Genomic DNA, 18,120 nt, shown 5'->3' on the forward strand with positions numbered 1-18,120 from the left:
ACCCTCAACCCCCCAGCACCCAATCTTTAATCAGATGAAATTCCCCCGTACGCTCCGCCGCTTGGCCGTCGCCCTCCTCGTCTCTTCCGTCCTCGCGCTCCCCATCGCCGCCCACGCGGAGACGAAGCTCGCCATCGTCGACCTCCAGAAGGTCTTCGAGAACTACTACAAGAAGAAGGAAGCCGACGCCCGCCTCCAGGAAGTGGTCGGCCGCCTCCAGAAGGACAAGGAAGCGATGGTCGGCGATTACCAGAAGCTCGTCGACGAGACGACGAAGCTCCGCGACGCCGCCCAGGACACCACCCTCTCCCCCGCCGCCCGCGCCGAGAAGCAGAAGGCCTTCGAGACGAAGGTGCAGGACGTCCGCAACGCGGAACGGATCATGCAGGAGTTCAACACCACGAAGGGCCGCGCCGTCGAAGACCAGAAGATGCGTCTCCAGCAGGACATCGTGAAGGACATCACCGGTGCCGTGAACAGCGTCGGCAACCGCGACAAATACAATCTGATCCTCGACAAGGCCGGTCCCTCGGTCAACGGCACCCCCGTCGTCCTCTTCACCCAGGACATGAAGGACATCACCGACGACGTGATCAAGATCCTCAACGCCACGCAGCCCGCCGCTTCCGCCGCCTCCTCCTCGGCTGCCGCGTCGACGGCGGCTCCCGCTCCGGCCCCGGCTGCCAAGCCCTAGGGTTGCCAGGGGTCTTCGTTCGTCAACGTCGGCGGGGTCGATGCGATGAGTGTGTTTGCCCTGCGCGATCTGGCCGCCAAGGTCGGCGGCGAGATCGTCGCGAAGCCGGGCGATCAGGCCTCGGCGGCCTCGCTCCCCGATCTCCAGATCTTCGGCGTCGCCGATCTCGCCGGGGCGCGGGAAGGGCAGCTCTCCTTCCTCGGCAATAGCCGCTACCTCCAGGCCGCCCAGCGGACCAAGGCCTCGGTCATCCTCGTCTCCCCGGAAGACCGCCGGGTCGGCGGCTTCCCCTGCGCCGTCCTCGTGGTCGCCTCCCCCTCGCTCGCCTTCTCGCAGGTCGCCGCCCTCTTCGCGCCGGAGCCGATCCGGTTCCCCGTCGGCATCCATCCCACCGCCGTCATCGCCCCGGGCGTCGTCGTCGGGGAGGGGGCCTCGATCCAGCCCTACGCGGTCATCGAGGCGGGGGTCCGCATCGGCGCTCGGGCCGTCATCGGGGCGGGCAGTTACATCGGCCATGGCTCGCTCCTCGGCGACGATGTCTTCATCCACCCCCGCGTCACCGTCCGGGACAGCTCGATTCTCGGCAGTCGGGTGGTCCTCCACAGCGGCACTGTCGTCGGCTCGGACGGCTTCGGCTACGAGTTCAAGGGCGGCGCCCATCAAAAAATTCCGCAGACCGGCTACGTCCAGATCGACGACGATGTCGAGATCGGGGCCAACGCCGCGATCGACCGGGGCCGCTTCGGCCGCACCTGGATCGGGAAGGGGACCAAGATCGACAACCTGGTGCAGATCGCCCACAACGTCGTCGTCGGCGCCCACTCGATCATCGTCGCCCAGGCGGGGATCTCCGGCAGCACCATCCTGGGGAACCACGTCACCCTCGCCGGCCAGGCGGGCCTCGCCGGCCATCTGAATATCGGCGACGGGGCGACGATCGCCGCCCAGTCGGGCATCGCGAAGGACGTCCCCGCGAAGACCGTCGTCGCCGGACGCCATGCGCTGCCGCTGCGGGAAAGCCTCAAGATCGAGGCGCTGCTGCGCCGCCTGCCCGAACTCTTCGGGCGCGTGAAGGCGATCGAGGAAAAGAAGTAGGGGCTCTCCGGGGGGCTTGCCTCGCGGGGGGGACAAAAAGGGGAGGGAAGTCTGCGCGATAGTGGGTTCGAACCACTGACCTCTCGCGTGTGAAGCGAGCGCTCTACCACTAAGCTAATCGCGCTAGGACCATCGCCGTTCCGGCGGAACCGAAGCGGGAGGATCGTGTTAGCAACATTTCCGTGACGTTGCAAGGGCGGGCTTGTGTGTCCCCCCGTTCTGCGGAATATTTACCCCCCTATGACGGCATCCACCCCGCAGAGCAAGACCAAGGTGAAGCTCGGTCTCGTCCAGACCCACGCGTCGAGCGATCCCGCCGACAACCTCGCCCGGCAGCTCGCCCTCATCGAGAAGGCGGCCGATGCCGGCGCCCAGATCGTCTGCACCCAGGAACTCTTCCGTTCCCAGTACTTCTGCCAGTCGGAAGACCACGCCCACTTCGGCTTCGGCGAGGAAATCCCCGGCGGCCCCAGCACCCAGGCCCTCCTCGCCCTGGCGAAGAAGCGCGGCATCGTCCTCATCGGCTCCCTCTTCGAGCGTCGCGCCGCCGGGCTCTACCACAACACGGCGGTGATCATCGACGCCGACGGCTCCCTCCTCGGGATCTACCGGAAGATGCACATCCCCGACGATCCGCTCTTCTACGAGAAGTTCTACTTCACCCCCGGCGACACCGGCTTCCGCGCGTGGCAGACCCGCTTCGGTAAGATCGGCGTCCTCGTCTGCTGGGACCAGTGGTACCCCGAGGGGGCCCGCCTCACCGCCCTCCAGGGCGCGCAGATCCTCTTCTACCCGACGGCGATCGGCTGGCATCCCTCCGAGAAGGCCGAGCACGGCGCGAACCAGCACGGCGCGTGGGAGACGATCCAGCGTTCCCATGCCGTCGCCAACGGCTGCTACGTCGCCTCGGTGAACCGGGTCGGCCACGAGGTGATCGACTCGGTCGGCGGCGCGGGGATCGAGTTCTGGGGCCAAAGCTTCGTCGCCGGAACCTCGGGCCAGATCCTCGCGAAGGCCTCGGTCGACAAGGAAGAGATTCTCGTCACCGAGATCGACCTCGCGAAGGTCGACGAGACGCGGACCCACTGGCCTTTCTTCCGCGACCGCCGGATCGACGCCTACGGCGATCTCACGCGCCGCTTCATCGATTGATTTGCGATTGATCCGCGATTGATTCCACCCTCCGACCCTCCGCTCCCCATGTTCCGTATCGAGACCGGTACCCCGGCTGCCGCCGGTTATCAGATGCCCGCCGAATGGGCGCCCCACGCCGCCACGTGGCTGACGTGGCCCCGGCCCGAGGGGATCAGCTTCCCCGGCCGCTACGACGGCATCGTCCCGCCGATCTGGGCGCGGCTCACCGCCTTGCTTGCCGAGGACGAGGAAGTCCACATCAACGTCTTCTCCGCCGGCCACCGCGCGGCGGTCGAGGAAGCCCTCCGCGCGGCCCGGGTTCCCTTCGGGGAGGGGACTCGGGTCCGGCTCCACGACTTCCCGGCCTATGAGCCGTGGTGCCGCGATCACGGCCCGATCTTCGTGACGAAGGAAGGCGGGGAGCGCGCCATCGTCGATTGGGGTTACAACGCCTGGGGCGGGAAGTATCCTCCCTGCGACCTCGACGACCACGTCCCCGTCGAGGTGGCGAAGTTCCGCGGCCTTCCCCTCTACCAGCCGGGCATCGTCATGGAAGGGGGCTCCCTCGACGTGAACGGCGCGGGGACGCTGCTGACCACCGAGTCGTGCCTTCTCAATCCGAACCGCAATCCCCATCTCACCCGTGCCGACATTGAGAAATACCTGGCCGATTACCTCGGCATCCAAAAGGTCCTCTGGCTCGGCGACGGCATCCTCGGCGACGACACCGACGGCCACGTCGACGACCTCACCCGGTTCGTCAGCGTCGATACCGTCGTCACGGTGGTCGAGGACGATCCGAACGACGAGAACTACGCCCCCCTCCGCGAGAACCGGGAGCGGCTCGCGACGATGACGACGGCCTGCGGCCTTCCCCTCCGCGTCGTCGACCTGCCGATGCCGAAGCCCCTCCATTGCGAAGGCCAGCGCCTCCCGGCCAGCTACGCGAACTTCTATATCGCGAACGGCAAGGTCCTGGTCCCCGTCTTCAACGACCCCGCCGACGCGAAGGCTTGCGCGATTTTGCAGGAACTTTTCCCCGATCGCCGGGTCATTCCCTTCGACGCCAGCGACCTGATTTGGGGTCTTGGCGCCCTCCACTGCATCACGCAGCAGGAGCCCTCCGGGGCGGTTGCGAAAAAATAAGGTTAAAATAGGGGCCAATTCCCTGTTTTCGCCGTAAAAAGTTTTGACCGCAAACGGTACGTAACGGTAGAGTTGCAAGATTCCAGACACTCGCCACAGGCGCGTGTTCAAAATCGACGTTAAACTCTATGAACTGCCGTATTCCCTCTCTGAGCGCCGTGGTTTTGACCCTTGCGGTCAGCGTCGGCGCTTTTTCCTCTCTTTTGGCTCAGAGCGACGACGTTTCGCTCAAGTTCAAGGAGGGAAGCGACGGCCTCAAGGCTGAATTCGTCGATCCCCCCTCGGGCGGTGCCGTCGGGGGTTCCACTGGGTACATCGATTCCCGGAAATGGCTGAAAATCGACGCGCAGTACATGGTTAACACGCCTAACGAGGTCCTCCCGGAGGCCAAATTCAAGGTTTACGTCGAGGTCTATGACCTCCAGAAACCGCGGGACAGCCGGGGCGACAAGGTCGCCATCCTGACCGGCGAGGCGACCTACGTGAACCTCCCGAACGTCCCCTCGGGCCGGGAGCTCCATGTCACCTTCTTCGTCCATCCCTACACGATCAATCGCTTCGGCGGCGAGAAGAACTTCCATTTCGAGCCCCGCCAGAACATTCACATCGATGCTTACGCGGGTGAGCAGAAGATCGCCTCGAAGGACGCCTTCGATGTCCCCGCCGCCGACAAGAACTGGTATCAGTCCGAGTCGGAGCGGAAGATTTCCGGCATGATCCTGACCCGGGAGCAGAGCCCCTGGTCGATGTCCGACACGATCACCTATCCCCAGGCCAAGCTGAAGGCTTCGGCGGCGGAATAATCCTTTTTCCCGGTTCGGTTTTCCATGGCTGCCACTTCTCCGATTCTCGCGCTCGATATTGGTTCCCACACGGTCAAATTCGGGGAGTTCACCGCAACGAAGGAGGGGGCGCTCACCCTCCACCGTTTCGGGACCGCTCCCCTCGGCCTCGATCCGAACAAGGACGAGAACCGCTATGCCGCCGTCACCGCCGCCCTCCGCCAGGTGACGGGGAAGGCGACGAAGAGCGGCCAGACCTTCTTCTCCCTCGCGGGCCATGCCGTCTTCATGCGCGGGGTGAAGCTCCCGCCCGTCGATGCGATGCAGCTCGACCAGATGATCGCCTTCGAGGCGCAGCAGATCGTCCCCTTCCCCCTCAGCGAGGTGGTCTGGGACTTCCTCACCCTGTCGGGATCGGGCTCCGAGAAGGAGGCGATCATCGTCGCCGTGAAGACCGACCTCCTGGAGAGCGAGTACTCCGCCGTCCGGGGCGCGGGACTCCAGCCCTCCCTCGTCGACGTCGGCCCGCTCGCCCTCTACAACGCCTACCGCTACAACTATACGCCGACCGACCACTGCGTCCTGCTGGTCGACATCGGCGCGCGTTCGACGAACCTCCTCTTCATCGAGGGGGACCGCCTCTACACCCGCATCCTCCCCCTCGCCGGGAACACGATCACGCAGACCATCTGCAACGAGTTCCAGGAACCCTTTTCGGTCGCGGAGAAGCTGAAGATCGAGCGCGGCGGCGTCCACCTCGGCGGCGGCTACGCCCAGCCGGACGACCGGGACAGCGCGCGCCTCTGGAAGCTCGGGCGGACCCTCCTCGGGAAGATCCAGACCGAGATCAACCGCTCCATCATCTTCTACCGGAACCAGCAGGGCGGCAGCGCCCCGCAGCAGATCTACCTCACGGGCGGCACCTCGCGCCTTCCCTACCTCGATCATTTCCTGGCGGAGAAATTCTCCGTGCCGGTCGAGTTCTTCAACCCCCTCCGCAACGTCACCCTCGGCGGCGGCCTCGACCGGAACGGCCTTTCCCTCGCGGGACATGCCTTCGGCGAAGTCGTCGGCCTCGCCCTGCGCGGCACCGGCCCGACCCCGGCGGCGATCTCGCTCAAGCCGAAGTCGGTCTCCGAGTCGGAAAAGAACAAGAAGCAGGGGCCGGTCGTCGGCGCCGCGCTCTTCGCCCTCGCCCTCCTCTTCGCCGTCCCGGCGCTCGCCATCTACCTGAAGATGGGGGCCGTCGAGGAGACCGGCCAGGCCCTCGGCGGCAAGATCGCCGGCCTGAAGAAAGCCGCCGACGCGGTGATCCCCCTCGAAAAGGAGAGCGACGACCTCCAGCGCCGCTTCAAGGCCGCCGACCGCGTTCTCGAGCAGCGCGACCAGTGGCTCCGCTTCATGAACACGGTGAACGGGAAGCTCCCCGTCGGTGTCTGGATCACCCAGTTCACGCCGACGAGCAACGGCCAGTCCCCCGACGCCGAGGGCGGCGACGTTCCCGCCCCCAAGGGGAAGAAGCCCGGCAAGGGGCCCCAGCTCACCCAGGTCGAGATCAACGGCATCTGCGAGAAGGACCTCACCCTCGGCACGCTGACCGATTTCGTCCGCTCCCTCGCCGAGACCGGCCTCTTCGACCTGAAGCCCGACCAGGCCTCCAACGCCATCGTGAAGGGCGATCCCACCGAGGGGAGCACCCAGCTCGGATGGAGCTTCGTGCTGAGCCTCAAGCTCAAGAACCCCATTGATCTCGCCCCCTAATCCTCTTCCATGAGCGCGAAAGTTTCCCTTACCCCCCTCCAATGGATCGCCGCCGGCGGCGCCCTCGGCATCGCCCTCCTCGGCGGCGCGGGGCTCTTCGTCCTTTCGGGCAAGCTCGGCGACGCCCAGGCGGCGCTGGAGCAGCAGTCGTCCGAGTACAAGGGCCTGGTCGGCCGCCGGACCTTCCCGAACGAGCAGAACATCGCTACCCTCAAGGCCAACAACGAGGCGGTGAAGCAGGCCGTCGCCGTCGCCGAGAAGCGGCTCCGGGGCGACGACTCCGAGCTCGCCAAGATCACCGAGCAGGACCCCATCGCCTTCAAGGAGGTCATCGCGGCCCAGGTCGAGAAGATCCGCCAGGCCGCGGCCAAGGGCGGCGTGAAGATCGAGCCCGCCGCCAACGAGTTCGCCTTTGCCGCCTACAAGAGCGGCAAGCCCTCCGGCGCTCCGGCGACGAAGGTCCTCGCCAAGCAACTCTTCGCGATCCGCGAGATCTCGACGGCGCTCATCGATTCCCACATCGCGGCGATCACCGCCGTCCGACGGACGATGGACGAGGACAAGCCCGGCAATCCCTCGACCCTCGGCTCGTCGAGCCCCGAGGCGCTCCACGGCGTCATCACCCCCTCGGACGACCACCTCTACACCGTCTACCCTGTCGAGTTCGAGTTCACCGGGACGGAGCGTTCCCTGCGCGACGCCCTCGCGGCGCTCTCCCAGAACGGGGCGATCTTCGTCCCCCGCTATCTCACCGTCTCCAGCCTCCGCGCGACGGCCCCCGCGCTCAACCAGCTCGAGACCGACTCCCAGCAGACGAACGACAAGGGCAAGCGGCGCACCTTCATCGTCGCCATGGGCGGCGAGATGGTCCATGTCCGGCTCCGCGTCGACCTGATCGACTGGGACGGCGGCGCCGCCCCCAAGAAAAAATAGGCCCCCCCTTTCATCCTTTAAACGAAATCGAACATGGCAGCCGCAGCATCTTGGCATCGCGTCTTTCTCCTCTCCTCCCTCGTCCTCGTGATGGGCGTGGCGGGATGGGAGATCTATGATTATCCCGGTTCGGTCGGGGAGATCCGCACCCTCGGCACCGGCGGCGGCACCGGCAAGGCGCTTCCCGCGCTCAACCTGGAGAAGCTCGCGCCGAACCGGGGCGAGTGGGTTTCCCCCACGCCGTGGACCCTGCCCGAGGCGAAGAACCAGCTGTTCACCGCCCGCCGCTTCATCTACTTCGCCGACACGAAGGCGGTGAAGCTCGTCGACGACACGGTCCTCATCGCCAACGTCCTTCCCCTCCAGTGGCTCATCCAGCACGGGATCGACTCGAGCGATCCCGATGTCGCGACCCTCGACACCGACGGCGACGGCTTCGATACCCTGGCCGAGTTCAAGGCCGGAACCGACCCGCGCGATCCGAAGAGCCACCCCAGCTACTCCCAGCTCCTCCGCCTGAAGGGCGTCGACTCGAAGTCGTTCCACATGACCTTCGCCAGCCGCAACGCGGGCGCGACCGCCGACGACGATCTCTACCAGGTCAACACCCCCGACGGGAAGAAGAGCTCCTACATGGTGAAGATCGGCGACTCCTTCGAGGGTTTCAAGGTCATCGCCTACCGCCAGAAAGAGGGCGACAAGAAGATCGGCACGATGACCGTCACCGGCGACATCTCCGAATTGGAGCTGAAGAAGGAGGGAACCGGCGAGACCGTCATCCTCCTCATCCGCGAGGACAAGGACGTGCCGAACCTCACCGCCACCTTCCTCGTCCTCCTGCCCAATTCCTACAACAAGCCCTTCAATGTCGCCAAGGGCCAGGAATTCAGCATGGACGTCACCCCCTCCGCCTCGATTCCGGCGGAGACGCTCCACTACCAATTTGTTTCCTCCGACACGGCGGGCGCCTCCCTCGTGAACCCGGAAACCAAGCAGACGCTCGTCGCCCCGCAGTTGCAGCCGGATGAGTTGAAGCGGTTCAGTGCTAAGTAAGCGGGACTGGTGTGATTTAAGTTGATTATTACTTTTTTAATTGAAAATATAGTTTCGCCCTATATGGAAAATATTGTGAGGCCTCTTTCTCGTTTTCGGATTCTTTTCTTCCTCTCCCTCGCGTCGGGGGCGGGAATCGCTTTTGCCTCGGCCCAGACCACGCCCGCCGTGGCGAAGGTCGAGCAGAGCGAGGAGGCCTATCGCGCCGAACGCATGGATCAGATTCGGAAGGCGATCGACGCCGCCGACATCTTCGCGATGAACGGCGATTATGCGAAGGCGGAGGATCGTTACCTCTACGTCATCAAGAACGTCGACCGCAATTCCCCCATCGGCCAGTCGGCCTATAATCGGGCCGTCGTCAGCATCGCCCAGGTAAACATGCTCGAAGGGCAGGAGGCCGAAAAGAAGGGCGATTTCGATGGCGCCATTCTCTTTTACAAGAAGGCCCTGGCCGCCGATCCGTCCAACGAAAAGGCCGTTCGTCGCGCCCTGGCCCGCCTCGACGACGCGAAGCAGCACGACAAGATCGTCCGCCGCGACCCCGAGAAGTCGGAGAAGAACCCCGTCATCACCCCCGAGTTCAAGCAGCAGGTCGCCGACGTGCAGCGCCTCCTCTTCGAGGGGGACCGCTTCTTCGAGACCGGCCAGTATGCCGAGGCCGACGTCCGCTACCGCAACGTGCTGACGATCGACCCCTACAACAAGGCGGCCCAGCAGAAGATCGAGCGCCTCGAGAAATACCGCTACCACGCCGCCGAAACGGCGCGGGACGCCACCCGGAAGGAAGCGATGTACCAGGTCGACGCCCGGTGGACGGAGCGCGAGATCGCCGAGTCGAAGGCCAGCGCGCAGGATCCCGTTTCCGTCTCGGACACGAACATCGTCCGCATCCAGAAGAAGCTCAACGAGATCATCATCGACAACGTCTCGTTCAACAACACCCCCGTCGACGATGCCTTCAGGCTCCTCGCCGAGAAGGTCCGCGCCGCCGATCCCGACAAGCAGGGCCTCAACTTCGTCCTGAAGCTCCAGCCCACCGTCGCCTCCGCCTCGCGGGGCGGCGATGCGGGCGCGCCCGCGAAGAAGGGGGCGGCCCCCGCTCCCGCTCCCGCCGCCGCGGCCCCGACGCCGGTCACCTTCACCCTGAACAACTCGTCCCTGGCCGAGGTGCTCCGCCTCCTCACCCAGCTCGCCCACATGCGCTGGAAGATCGACGAGTACGCCATCAACGTCTACCCCGAGAAGGACGCGCCCGACGTCATGTCGACCCGCACCTTCGTCGTCCCCACCGGCTTCTTCCAGGCCCGCTCGACCGGGGCCGGGGCGCCCGCCTCCGGCACCGGCGGCAGCGACGCGAGCAAGGTTTCCTTCGACGTGAAGCAGCAGCTCATCGACCAGGGCGTCGACTTCCCCGCCGGGGCGACGGCGACCTTCCTCGCCGAATCGAGCCGCCTCATCGTCTCCAACACCTCCGAGCAGATCGACCTCATCGACGCCCTCATCCAGGCCCAGAGCAAGGAAGAGACCCCGATGGTCGAGATCGAGACGAAGTTTGCCGAGTTCACCGACGACGCGATGCGGGAACTCTCCTTCAACTGGGCGACGAGCTTCCAGGGGCCGACTTCGGCTTTGGCCCTCAATCAGGGGCTGAGCGGCGTTGGAGTCACTCCCACCACGCTGACTTCCTCCAGTAATAACAGCCTGCACAAGAACGAGCCCGGCGTGCTTGCCCAGACCGCCTTGCGGGGGCACAACGACATGAGCGGCAGCACGCTCGACAGCCTCCTCGCCGCGAACGGCGGGAATGCCGCCAGCCAGACCAATTCGGGCGCTTCCCTCCTGTTGGGTGGGACGATTCAGGGCCAGGGCGTCGCGCTTCTCGTGAACATGATCGACCAGCTCAAGGGGGTCGACCTCCTCCTCGCCCCGAAGGTGACGACGAAGAATGGCAGCAAGGCCCGCGTCGAGGTCACCCGGGAAATGACCTATCCGACCCGGGTTGAGAAGCCGAGCTACTCGAGCACCGGTTTAGCCTGGGATCAGAGCGAAGGTACCGCCCAAGTGATCGTGGTAACGCCCCCCGCCCTTTCCGAATTCAAGACGCCGAAGGCCGATCTCGGTGCCGATGTCGGCATCCAGATGGAAATCAAGCCGACGGCCTATCCCAATCGCCTGATCGATCTCGAAATTACGAAGCTGACGGTCGTCGATTTTGAGGGATTCGTGAACTACGGCTCGACGATCAATCAGGGTGATTCTCTGACCTCGAACATCGATATTCTCTCGACCTACAAGATTCCGAAGCCGGTCTTCAACTCCCGCTCGTTGACGACCCAGCTGCAGGTCCTCGACGGTGAGACGATCGCCCTCGGCGGCCTCATCCGCGAGGAGACCGAGAAAATCAACGACAGCGTGCCGGTTCTCGGCGATATCCCCGTGGTGGGCCGCCTCTTCCAGAGCAAGGTCGATCGAAAGATCAAGAAGAACCTGATCGTCTTCGTCACGGCCCGGATCGTCCGGTCGACCGGCAAGCCGAAGTATGCCGAAACCATCGTGGCGGCCCCCGTGCCTGCCCCGGCGCAAACGCAGACGATGACGATGAACGCGGCGGCGACCCCCGCCGCCACCCCCGTCTCGGCGACGGCGACTCCCTAATACTTTCTTCCATCCCTCTCCATGAACCTCGCCCGCCTCTTCCGCACCGCGCCGGCCTCGCTGGCTTTTCTGGCCCTGCCCTTGAGCCTTAGCTTGACGCTGACTCTGCCGGGAAGCCTCTCGACCGCGTTCGCCGCCGATCCGGCTTCCGCCGATGTCGCCGCCGCGCTCCAGAACCAGCTGTCCCAGTATCAGGCCTCCCTCTCCCAGGCGGCCGATCTCGAGAAGCAGAAGGCTCCCGAGAAGGCCCGCGCCATCTATTTGACCCTCCTCGGCACCGTGCAGCCCGCCGGGGCGACCGCGCCCGTCTACAAGCAGGCGGCCCAGGGCCTTTTCCGGACGAATTCCGGCCTGATCCTTCAGGCCCGCGACCGGAACGACCTCGCCGCCATGGAGACCTACCTCCAGAGCAGCCTCGCCTACGCGCCGAACGACGCGGGCCTCAAGGCCTCGCTCGCCAAGGTCCAGGCGGCCCGGCAATACGCGGCGACCCAGTCGGCCGCGCCCGCCGCCGTGGCGGCCGCCGCGCCCGCCTCGTCGGCCGCGACGGCGCTGGCGCAGGCCAGCGACGCCGAGAAGGCCGGTCAGACCGATGCCGCCCGCACCGCCTACCTCTCGATTCTCAAGACGAGTTCGCCGAGCGGAGACAACGCTGCCGTCTACAAGCAGGCCCAGCTCGGCCTCTTCCGGACGAATTCGGCCCTGATCGTTCAGGCCCGCAGCCGGGGCGACCTCGCCGGGATGGAAACCTACCTCCGCAGCAGCCTCGAATATGCCCCGGACGATGCCGGGTTGAAGGACGCCCTCGCCAAGGTGCAGGCGGCCCAGGCCCAGGCCCGCTCCACGGCGGCGAATGCCCAGCCTCCGCTTCCCACGGCCACGGCAACGATCACTCCCGCCACCGCGGCGGCCACGGCCCCCGCTGACAGCAGCCCCGCCGGCCTCGCCGCGGCCCGCGAAGCGATCCAGAAGGACAAGGAACTCCGCCAGCTCCTTCCCACCCTCGACCAGGCAGCCCAGCTCGAGGCTCAGGGTCAGTGGGACAAGGCCCGGCAGATTTATCTGACGGCGCTGACCTCGCTGACGCCCGCCCCCGCGACCGCCGCCGCCTATGACCGGGCCGAGCAGGGGCTCCTCCGGGTCAACGCCCAACTGATCGACCAGGCGCTCGCCAAGGGCGATCTCGCCACGGCCGAGATGCTCCTCCAGAACAGCATCGTCTACGCTCCCGACGACCGGAGCCTGAAGGCCTCCCTGGCCAAGGTCGAGGCCGCCCGACGCGATCCTCAGGACACCCAGACCTTCGTCAACACCGCCAACACCCCGGCCCTCGCCGAGAAGGTCGACCGCGTCGAGTCGCTCTTCGCCGAGGCCGAGCAGGCTCGGAAGACCGGTCAATACGATCTGGCGACGACCAAGCTCAAGGCGATCCTCCAGATCGACCCGTCGAACGAGGCGGCCCAGGGGCGGCTTGCCAAAATTTCGGCTGAAAAAGAGGCCTACGCCGCCACGGCGATCTCGGCGAATCGCGAGCGTCGCCTCCGCGAGGTCGAGGGGAAGTGGAACGTCCCCGTCCAGGGCCCGACGAACCAGCCCGGTCCCGACGCGAACGGGGGGCCGATCACCCGCTCGAACGACTTCAAGATCACCCAGAAGCTGAAGTCGATCATGATTCCCCAGCTCGACCTCTCCGAGCAGAGCCTCCAGAGCGCGATCGACTTCCTCAACGACAAGGTGCGCCAGCTCGATCCCGAGCGGATCGGGGTCAACTTCATTCCCCGTCCCGACGCCCTCCGCCAGTCGAAGCCGATCACCCTCAGCCTCCGCAACATCCCGCTCGGCGAGGCGATCCGCTACATCGCCCAGAACGCGCAGGTGAAATACAAGGTCGATCAGGCTGCGGTCTTCTTCATCCCGCTGACCGACTCGACCGAGAATCTCCTCAGCCGCGACTTCGTCCTCCCGCCCGGCTTCTTCAGCTCGGCCTCGGCCGGAAGCGCGGCAGGCGGCGATAGCGGATCGACCCGCCGCCGCGGCGCCGCCGCCGACGCCTCCGCCGCCGCGAGCGGCGGTTCCCAGGACGTGAAGGAACAGCTGATCGCCAAGGGAGTCGAGTTCAACGCCGAAGGGGCGAACGCCACCTACCTCCCCGCCGCGAGCGTCCTCCGGGTCCGCAACACCTCCTCGCAGCTCGATCTCCTCGAGGCGATCGTCAACGCGACGAGCAAGCAGACCCTGATGGTCAACATCGAGGCGAAGTTCGTCGAGATCAACCAGACCGACCTCAACGACCTCAGCGTCGACTGGTCTCTCTCCCCGCTGACGGGGGTGATGAAATTGAATTCTCCCTTCTTTGCGACCTCGTTCCGGGGAGCCAACGGGATGAACGCCAACAACCTCGACTACCTTGAGAAAATCGCCGGGACCGGTTCGGGCGGGAGTTCCTCTTCGACAGGATTGGCCACAGGGGTACGCAATCAGGCTCTCTTCAGCGGCCTCCTGAGCTGGCAGAAGTATCTGGCGGCGCTGAACGCCCTCTCCCAGAAGACGAGCACCGACCTTCTCTCCAGCCCCTCGCTTCGGGCGAAGACCGGTAACGTCTCGAAGATCGCGATTAGCCGGACGTTCTTCTATCCGACCCGGTATGATCCGCCGACCGCGCTCTCGATCTCGGTCCCCAGCGGCAGCGCCAGCGGCACGACGCTTATTCCTCCTCCGGCGGTCATTCCCTATGTCCCGACCGAGTTCGATCACCGGGAAATTGGCGTCGAGTTGGCGGTGACGCCGACCGTCGGCGGTGACAATCGAACGGTCGACCTGAGCTTCGATACGATCCGGACGACCGACTTTGAAGGGTTCATCAATTACGGTTCTCCGATCCAGATTCCGGCCGCGAATCAAGAACCGGTGACCCTTTCCGACAACGTCCTGCTCCAGCCGGTCTTCGCGATCCGCAATGTGCAGACGAAGGTGGCGCTGCGGGACGGCTACACCGTCGTCCTCGGCGGCCTGATCCGGGAAGATATCCAGACGATCAACGACAAGGTGCCGTTCCTCGGCGACCTGCCCGCCGTCGGCCGGTTCTTCCAGTCGAAGGCGAAGCAGAGCGTGAAGCGCAACCTGCTGATCTTCGTCAATGCCCGGATCGTGCGGCCCGACGGGCAGCCGCTCAATCCGCTTGAGAGCGACGCCCCCCCGGCGACCTCGACGGCGGCGCGGTAGCGCCTCTCTTCCCGATCGCGTTGAAGATGACGGGGCAAGGATTTCGATCCTTGCCCCGCGTCGTTTCATCTGCCTGAATCGGATCGACGATGAATGAGATTCGCCGGATATTCGGTTTCCTGAAACCCTGGCTCCTTCCCTACCGGGAGCGGCAGGTGGCGGGGATTGTCTTCGGGATCCTGTTCGGCCTTTCCAACGGGCTGATCATCGGCGCGATCAAGGTCGTCGGCGCCCATCTCTCGGCCGACCCCTCCGCCGGTCCCGCGCTCGCCTCCGGCCAGGGCTTCCTCGATCACGCCCAGGCGTGGCTCGACGCCTGGATTCCGAAGATCGGCGCGCCGCTCGATTGGCGGCAGACGACCGGGGTCCTTCTCTTTCTCCCCGTCCTTGCCGGAATCCGGGGGTTGTTCTCCTACCTGAGCTCCTACTGCATCAGCTGGGTCGGCGAGAACGTGACGAACGATCTCCGCGTCGCCGTCATGCGGAAGCTCGGGGGGCTTTCGCTCGATTACTTCGACCGGGCGAAGATGGGGGACATGATGACCCGCGTGCAGGGCGATACCGCCGCCATCCAGAACTGCCTCGACCGGGGCGTCTCCGACGGGATCAAGGAGCCGTTCACGATCCTCTTCGTCCTCGGCGGCCTGCTCTGGGCCGATTGGCGGCTGACCCTGATCTCCCTCGTCCTGATCCCGCTCTGCATCATCCCGGTCCGCATCCTGGGCAAGAAGGTGCGGCGGGCGAACCAGGGGACGATCGGCCAGACGGTGCTCCAATCGTCGCTCCTGGTCGAATCGCTCGGGGCAATCCGCGTCGTGAAGGCCTTCGGGCTGGAGGAGACGCAGGCAGCCCGCTTCGCCGGTCATTCGTCGGAGCTGAAGCGGTTCAACCTGAAGCGGGTCCAGGCCCGGCAGCTGGTGAATCCGATCATCGAGGTGATCTCGATGTTCGGGCTCGGCGTCCTCCTCCTCTATATTTTCTCCGAGAAGGTGCCGGTGGCGAACATCATCGCCTTCCTCTTCGGGGTCGTCGCGTTCCAGAATTCGTTCAAGAAAATCGCCCTGCTCCACGTGATCGTGAAGGAGGTCGGCGTGGCGATCTCCCGGCTGGAGGAGGTGTTGCAGATGGAGCCGACGGTGCGGGAGAAGGCGGAACCGGTCCGCCTGCCCGAGTTCGGCCGGGGCCTGTCCTTGCGCGGGGTCCGCTTCGGATACGGCGAGGCGGAGATTCTCAAGGGCCTCGACCTCGAGATCCCGAAGGGAACCCGCCTCGGCATCGCCGGGGAGAGCGGGAGCGGCAAGAGCACGCTCCTGAATCTCCTGCTCCGCTTCTACGATCCGACGGCGGGGGCGGTCTCCCTCGACGGGATCGACCTGCGGGACGCCTCGATGCGCGACCTGCGCGCCCGGATCGGCCTGGTGAGCCAGGAGGCGGTCCTCTTCGACATGACGGTCGCCGGAAACATCGCCTGCGGGAGGTCGGGTTCCCCCGCGACCCGGGCCGAGGTCGAGGAGGCGGCGCGGGCGGCCCATGCCCACGATTTCATCCTCGGATTGCCCCAGGGATATGAAACGCAGATCGGGGAGCGGGGCGTCCGCCTCTCCGGCGGGCAGCGGGCGCGGCTCGCCATCGCGCGGGCCTTCATCCGCAACGCGCCGATCCTGATCCTCGACGAGCCGACGGCGGCCCTCGACGCCGAGGCGGAACGGGAGGTGCAGAAGGCCCTGGAGCGGCTCTCCGAGAACCGGACGGTGATCTGCGTGGCCCATCGCCTCGCGACGCTGCGGGCGATGGACCGGGTGATCGTCCTTTCCCAGGGAAGGCTGATCGAGGAGGGCTCGTTCGACGCATTGCTGGCGCAGGGCGGCACCTTCGCCCGGATGGCCGCCCAGCAGGGGATCAGGGCCTAGTTCCCGCGGGGAGCGTACTTATCCCGCTTGGCCAGCGTCCAGCGTCCGAACAGCCCCTTCTTTCCCGCCGAGACCGGCGGATGCGGATCGGTCACGATCTTCTCGAAGAACTCGCAGAGGGGGACGGGATCAAACGCGACGTTCGGGACATTTCCGTGGAAGAACGGCGCGGCCAGCATCTTGTGGTAGAGCTCCGGGTCGTTGTCGACCTCGATGATTCGGGCGACGGCCATGTCGGGGGTGCGGAAAGAGGAGGCGTTGATGAAGCTCTCCGGGTTGAAGTCCTTCACGACCTCGGGCGTCCCCCAGTAGATCGGGATGCAGCGGGCCTCCATGGCGTCGTAGATCTTCTCGGTGACGTAGCCGGGATGGTTGCCGTTCTCGAAGGCGATCATGAACTTGTGTTTCCGCAGGAAGGAGAGCTTGTCCTCCCGCGTCGGACCGAGCGGGCCGCCGACGTTGTTCAGGATGCGGCCGCCCGAGTTCACTTTCTTGTACTTGGAAAGGCGGTGGAAGAAGTTGATCCGGTTCGCGGTCTTCCTCCCGTGGTCCTGGCTGACGACGAAGGCGCAGAACTCGGTCTGCCGCGCGGCGATCCGCTCGACTTCCTCCGGCGTCCGTTCCTTGATGAGCTTCGCCGGGTCGCCGAGGAGGGCGTAGTAGGGGAGGCGGAAGTTCCGCTCGCCGTCGGACGGGAACGAGGTGAGCGCGTAGTCGCACTGGCCGCCCGCGAAGTCGGCGGGGGTCGATTCGTTGGTGTAGTAGACTTTCTTCGTCGCGTAGAGGCGGTGCCGGTGGCCGAAGTCGGAGTAGATCAGGACGTCGGGCTCGTCGGTGATGCGGACGTCGAAGCGGGTCGAGAGGAAGCGGACGAAGAGGTTGTCGTTCTTGTCGAAGTTGCCGAAGTCGGCGAAGTCGATGCGGAGGAGGGGCTTGCTCATTCTGAGGCGGAGCTCGATGCGAGCTCGGATTCGTACAGCCGCGCGTAGCGGATGAAGGTTTCGTAGGCGACGGCGACGGCGACGACGAGGCCGGGATAGCCGTCGAGGAAGCCCCGCTTCAGGACGTAGCCCCGGAAGAAGCGCCAGGGAGGACGGATCACGGCCTGGAGGAGGTGCCAGCGGCGGCCCCGTTCCCGGCAGGTGCGGACGAAGTTGTCGGCATGGAAGGGGGTCTTCCTCACGAGGCTGGCGAGGTCGGGGAACGAGGCGTGATCGAGATCGCTCCGGAATCGGTGGATCGGGCCCCGGCCCTCGGCGACGAGCTTGCAATGGTCGTGCGCGCCGGTCCAGCGGGCCTGGCCGCGCCGGACGAGGCGGAGGCCGCGGTCGGGATACCAGTCGCCGTGGCGGATGGCCCGCCCGAGGAAGGTGACGAGGCGGGGGGATTCGGCGGCGAGGCTTTGATCGGCGTCGGCTCCGGCGAGGAAGGCGACGATCTCCCCGCGCAGGGCGGGGGTGATCCGCTCGTCGGCGTCGAGGGCGAGGATCCACGGCTGGGTGGCCTGGGCGAGGGCGACGTTTTTCTGTTCCCGGAAGTTTTCCCACGGATGGGGGATGACCCGGGCGCCGTAGCGGCGGGCGATCTCCTCGGTCCCGTCGGTGCAGTCGTTGACGACGACGACGATTTCCCGGACCCATCCGGCGACGGCGTCGAGGCAGGTCGGCAGGTTCCGGGCCTCGTTCCGGGCGATGAGGACGACGCTCAGGGGGAGGGAGGAAGGGGTGTCCAT

General features: G+C 65.7%; 13 protein-coding genes and 1 tRNA gene. 11 read left to right on the forward strand and 3 right to left on the reverse strand.

From position 1 onward, the window contains the following. The first annotated feature begins 34 nt into the window (after window positions 1-34). Both BLU04_RS09685 and lpxD read left to right on the forward strand, forming a co-directional pair. Entirely contained in the window at window positions 35-694 is a 660-nt protein-coding gene (locus BLU04_RS09685) for an OmpH family outer membrane protein (protein ID WP_157895252.1), read from the forward strand. Between the two features lie 45 nt (window positions 695-739). Beyond that, window positions 740-1,789, forward strand: a complete 1,050-nt coding sequence (gene lpxD, locus BLU04_RS09690; RefSeq protein ID WP_093285216.1) for a UDP-3-O-(3-hydroxymyristoyl)glucosamine N-acyltransferase — start codon at window positions 740-742, stop codon at window positions 1,787-1,789. Window positions 1,790-1,841: 52 nt separating this feature from the next. Here the strand turns inward: lpxD and BLU04_RS09695 are convergent. Then, a tRNA-Val gene (locus tag BLU04_RS09695) sits at window positions 1,842-1,913 on the reverse strand. A 116-nt stretch (window positions 1,914-2,029) separates the two neighbouring features. Between BLU04_RS09695 and BLU04_RS09700 the strand changes: the two genes are divergently transcribed. The 9 genes from BLU04_RS09700 to BLU04_RS09740 all read left to right on the forward strand — a co-directional run bounded on the left by BLU04_RS09700 (window position 2,030) and on the right by BLU04_RS09740 (window position 16,388). Further along, window positions 2,030-2,941 carry a carbon-nitrogen hydrolase gene (locus tag BLU04_RS09700; RefSeq protein ID WP_093285219.1) on the forward strand — a complete coding sequence of 304 codons (912 nt, stop codon included), beginning with the start codon at window positions 2,030-2,032 and terminating at the stop codon, window positions 2,939-2,941. A 48-nt stretch (window positions 2,942-2,989) separates the two neighbouring features. Further along, window positions 2,990-4,069: an agmatine deiminase family protein gene (locus BLU04_RS09705; protein ID WP_231964853.1), complete on the forward strand. Its 1,080-nt coding sequence runs from the start codon at window positions 2,990-2,992 to the stop codon at window positions 4,067-4,069. Window positions 4,070-4,227: 158 nt separating this feature from the next. Beyond that, a complete protein-coding gene (locus BLU04_RS09710; RefSeq protein ID WP_157895253.1) occupies window positions 4,228-4,872 on the forward strand; it encodes a hypothetical protein in 645 nt (214 codons plus the stop codon). 24 nt (window positions 4,873-4,896) lie between these two features. Next, window positions 4,897-6,612, forward strand: coding sequence for a type IV pilus assembly protein PilM (gene pilM, locus BLU04_RS09715; RefSeq protein WP_093285224.1), 1,716 nt, complete (start codon window positions 4,897-4,899; stop codon window positions 6,610-6,612). Between the two features lie 9 nt (window positions 6,613-6,621). After that, window positions 6,622-7,545, forward strand: a complete 924-nt coding sequence (locus BLU04_RS09720) for an Amuc_1100 family pilus-like protein (protein ID WP_093285227.1) — start codon at window positions 6,622-6,624, stop codon at window positions 7,543-7,545. Window positions 7,546-7,578: 33 nt separating this feature from the next. After that, window positions 7,579-8,598 carry an Amuc_1099 family pilus-like system protein gene (locus tag BLU04_RS09725; protein WP_093285229.1) on the forward strand — a complete coding sequence of 340 codons (1,020 nt, stop codon included), beginning with the start codon at window positions 7,579-7,581 and terminating at the stop codon, window positions 8,596-8,598. A 75-nt stretch (window positions 8,599-8,673) separates the two neighbouring features. Then, entirely contained in the window at window positions 8,674-11,256 is a 2,583-nt protein-coding gene (locus tag BLU04_RS09730) for a hypothetical protein (protein ID WP_157895254.1), read from the forward strand. A 21-nt stretch (window positions 11,257-11,277) separates the two neighbouring features. Then, window positions 11,278-14,478, forward strand: a complete 3,201-nt coding sequence (locus tag BLU04_RS09735) for a hypothetical protein (RefSeq protein WP_093285235.1) — start codon at window positions 11,278-11,280, stop codon at window positions 14,476-14,478. Between the two features lie 89 nt (window positions 14,479-14,567). Then, window positions 14,568-16,388 carry an ABC transporter ATP-binding protein gene (locus BLU04_RS09740; protein WP_093285237.1) on the forward strand — a complete coding sequence of 607 codons (1,821 nt, stop codon included), beginning with the start codon at window positions 14,568-14,570 and terminating at the stop codon, window positions 16,386-16,388. Here BLU04_RS09740 and BLU04_RS09745 read toward each other — a convergent pair. Together BLU04_RS09745 and BLU04_RS09750 are read right to left on the reverse strand one after the other, a co-directional pair. After that, window positions 16,385-17,329 (reverse strand): glycosyltransferase family 10, encoded by a 945-nt coding sequence (locus tag BLU04_RS09745; RefSeq protein WP_093285240.1) that lies wholly within the window; start codon window positions 17,327-17,329, stop codon window positions 16,385-16,387. The genes BLU04_RS09740 and BLU04_RS09745 overlap by 4 nt on opposite strands. Beyond that, window positions 17,326-18,120: a glycosyltransferase family 2 protein gene (locus BLU04_RS09750; RefSeq protein WP_093285242.1), complete on the reverse strand. Its 795-nt coding sequence runs from the start codon at window positions 18,118-18,120 to the stop codon at window positions 17,326-17,328. Before BLU04_RS09750 ends, BLU04_RS09745 begins: the two co-directional genes overlap by 4 nt.

Origin of the sequence: Verrucomicrobium sp. GAS474, assembly GCF_900105685.1 — a bacterium.
Lineage (GTDB): Bacteria > Verrucomicrobiota > Verrucomicrobiia > Methylacidiphilales > GAS474 > GAS474.

Coding starts and splice junctions, on each gene's coding strand:
- BLU04_RS09685 (WP_157895252.1), top strand. CDS start 35: ATGAAATTCCCCCGTACGCTCCGCCGCTTGGCCGTCGCCCTCCTCGTC.
- lpxD (WP_093285216.1), top strand. CDS start 740: ATGAGTGTGTTTGCCCTGCGCGATCTGGCCGCCAAGGTCGGCGGCGAG.
- BLU04_RS09700 (WP_093285219.1), top strand. CDS start 2,030: ATGACGGCATCCACCCCGCAGAGCAAGACCAAGGTGAAGCTCGGTCTC.
- BLU04_RS09705 (WP_231964853.1), top strand. CDS start 2,990: ATGTTCCGTATCGAGACCGGTACCCCGGCTGCCGCCGGTTATCAGATG.
- pilM (WP_093285224.1), top strand. CDS start 4,897: ATGGCTGCCACTTCTCCGATTCTCGCGCTCGATATTGGTTCCCACACG.
- BLU04_RS09720 (WP_093285227.1), top strand. CDS start 6,622: ATGAGCGCGAAAGTTTCCCTTACCCCCCTCCAATGGATCGCCGCCGGC.
- BLU04_RS09725 (WP_093285229.1), top strand. CDS start 7,579: ATGGCAGCCGCAGCATCTTGGCATCGCGTCTTTCTCCTCTCCTCCCTC.
- BLU04_RS09735 (WP_093285235.1), top strand. CDS start 11,278: ATGAACCTCGCCCGCCTCTTCCGCACCGCGCCGGCCTCGCTGGCTTTT.
- BLU04_RS09740 (WP_093285237.1), top strand. CDS start 14,568: ATGAATGAGATTCGCCGGATATTCGGTTTCCTGAAACCCTGGCTCCTT.
- BLU04_RS09745 (WP_093285240.1), bottom strand. CDS start 17,329: ATGAGCAAGCCCCTCCTCCGCATCGACTTCGCCGACTTCGGCAACTTC.
- BLU04_RS09750 (WP_093285242.1), bottom strand. CDS start 18,120: ATGGACACCCCTTCCTCCCTCCCCCTGAGCGTCGTCCTCATCGCCCGG.